At 29.2% G+C, this 2,602-nt stretch carries 2 protein-coding genes; both read left to right on the plus strand.

The genetic code is table 11. The annotated features are described in order from the left end of the window. The first annotated feature begins 285 nt into the window (after positions 1 to 285). On the plus strand, positions 286 to 1,611 hold the full coding sequence (locus tag AC2D8I_RS16010; protein ID WP_484707116.1) for an AAA family ATPase: 1,326 nt from the start codon (positions 286 to 288) through the stop codon (positions 1,609 to 1,611). Continuing rightward, on the plus strand, positions 1,601 to 2,299 hold the full coding sequence (locus tag AC2D8I_RS16015; protein ID WP_484707117.1) for an RloB family protein: 699 nt from the start codon (positions 1,601 to 1,603) through the stop codon (positions 2,297 to 2,299). The genes AC2D8I_RS16010 and AC2D8I_RS16015 overlap by 11 nt, the downstream gene beginning before the upstream one ends. Positions 2,300 to 2,602: the final 303 nt, after the last annotated feature.

The following is a 2,602-nucleotide window of genomic DNA, read 5'->3' on the forward strand; positions in this document are numbered from 1 at the left end:
TTTCAATGTTGACGAAGTCTTAAGCTTCTGCGTGTATCATAACCTTATTCCTCTCTTTTGTCTTTTCTTATTTATGTTTAAATTTAATGAATTGTAAACTTAAGATGTGTATAGTGCATAGCACCCTTCGGGATGCTACGACACCATACACGGAACGTTACCATAAAGCTCTTAAAAAAACAAAATAAATCCACTTTAGAAACAAAAACAACCTTAAAGTGGTTTTATTTTACAATAATGAGAGATTTAATTCATACATTCGCAGTATAATTAACAAATTGAATTATGATTTTAAATTTTTCCATCAAGAACTTTAAAACTTTCAAGGAGAAGGCGACACTAAGTCTTATTGCATCAAACTACGACAAGGACTCTAGAGAAAATGAGAATATCTATTTTAATGAAAAATTCGGATTAAGACTACTTAAAAGTGCTGTTGTATTTGGAGCTAATGCAAGTGGTAAAAGTAAATTACTAGATGCATTTTCTTTTATGAAAGATTATGTCATTAATAGTTCTACAAAAGGACAGAAGGGAGATGAAATCGATGTAGAACCTTTTAGACTTAGTAGTGAAACAGAAAATGAACCTTCTGAATTCGAAGTAATTTTTATTTATAAAGACATCTTATATAGATATGGTTTTGAAGTAACAACAAAGAAAGTTGTTTCAGAATGGCTCTATTATAAACCTAAGACCAAGGAAATTGAATTATTTTATAGAGATAATAACAATTTTGAAACACATGGAAGAAATTTTTCAAAAGGGAGAACTGTAATTAAAGAAAAGTTAGTAAGAGACAATGCTCTTTTGCTTTCTGTTGCTGCACAATTTAACGATAAAACATCAATCAATGTTACAGATTGGTTTAAAAGACTTAAAACTCTTTCAGGTCTTAATGAATCTGGTTACCAAGGATACACAATGGGTAAAACTGAGAATCCAATTCAGAAAGCAAAAATTCTTGATCTACTTAAAGCAGCCGATTTGGGAATTAGAGATATTGAATTACAGAAGCTAGATGTTGAAAAACTCCCTAAAGATTTACCTAAAGACCTCAAAGATAAAATTCTAAAGGATGTTAACGATAAAAACACTCAATATATCTCAGATGTATTAACGAGACATAACAAATTTGATGAGAACAAAAATTTAATTGATAGCGTTAATTTTTCACTAGATGATGACGAGTCTTCTGGTACAAGAAAATATTTTGCTCTTACTGGTCCAATCCTTGACGTAATTGAAAATGGCTATACTTTAGTAATTGATGAATTAGATTCAAAACTCCATCCAAATTTGGTTTGTAGAATTGTATCTTTATTTAATTCAAAAGAGTTTAATCCTAAAAATGCTCAGTTAATTTTCAATACTCATGATACAAATTTACTAAGTTCAGGATTATTCAGAAGAGATCAAATTTGGTTTACGAACAAAAATAAATATGGTGAAGGAAGTCTATATTCTTTAGCTGACTTCAAATCTGACATTGTCAAAAAAGATGAGGCTTTTGAAGAAAACTATATTAATGGTAAATATGGAGCAATTCCATTTTTAGGTGTTTTTGAAAATTTAAATTATATTTTGTCTCAATATGAAAATGAAAAGTAAAAAAGAAAAAGATATTGAGGCTAGGAAAAAGCACAGGGAGCAGTTAAAAAAAGATAGACGATCTAGTCTTTCTTTGGAAAGGAATATTCCTAGTTTAATTGAAAAACCAACAATTTTGATTGTTTGTGAGGGAGAGAATACCGAGCCTTCATATTTTAACAAATTTAAACTTTCTTCCGCTACTGTTAAGCCAATTGGTGAAGGCTATAATACTGTTTCTTTAGTTAATAGAGCCATATATCTTTCTACTATAAAATCATATGATCAAGTCTGGTGCGTATTTGACAAAGATGATTTTCCTGATAATGATTTCAATAACGCAATAACTCTTGCAAAGGCAAATAATTTTAAATTAGCATATTCAAATCAAGCATTTGAATATTGGTTAATATTACACTTCATTGATCATCAAGGTGGAGGAATGCATAGAAATGATTATGAAAAAAAAATTAACACATTAATTAAACCTTTTAATGTTTCATTTGATGGCAAAAGAAGTAAATTAATAGAGGAAGATTTTTTTGAACTCTTAGATGGATATGACGCTAAAACAGGTAATAAACGTGTAAATTTAGCTATTAGTAGAGCACAAAGAAACTATCAAACACAAGTCCACTCTAATCCATCTCAAGTTGAATCAACTACAACCGTTTTTAAACTAGTTCAAGAAATATTAAAATACGTATAAAAACCGCCATATGGTAACACCGTATAAAATTAATGTGGGTTTTTAGTTTTAGCCCAAAGTTTTGGTTTATTTATAAAGTCCGCTTAAACTTATTTGTCTATTTTTAGATCGACAAAGATAAAAACACAAAATAAGTATAAGCTTAGTGCCAGGTTGAAAATCTAGTGATTTCCAAACCCCACACTAATCTTATACAAAAACGTTAGGTGCAATGAAAAAAATCTAAATTGAAAAAAACAAAATCTGGAAAATTAATTAATTGGAATCCCATTTTTGATATTGACGAAACTGGTTATTTTGCGG

It is taken from the genome of Lacinutrix sp. YIN62 (assembly GCF_057219185.1).

Excerpts from the sequence above, each read along its gene's own strand:
- AC2D8I_RS16015 (WP_484707117.1), top strand. The coding sequence starts at position 1,601 with ATGAAAAGTAAAAAAGAAAAAGATATTGAGGCTAGGAAAAAGCACAGG.
- AC2D8I_RS16010 (WP_484707116.1), top strand. The coding sequence starts at position 286 with ATGATTTTAAATTTTTCCATCAAGAACTTTAAAACTTTCAAGGAGAAG.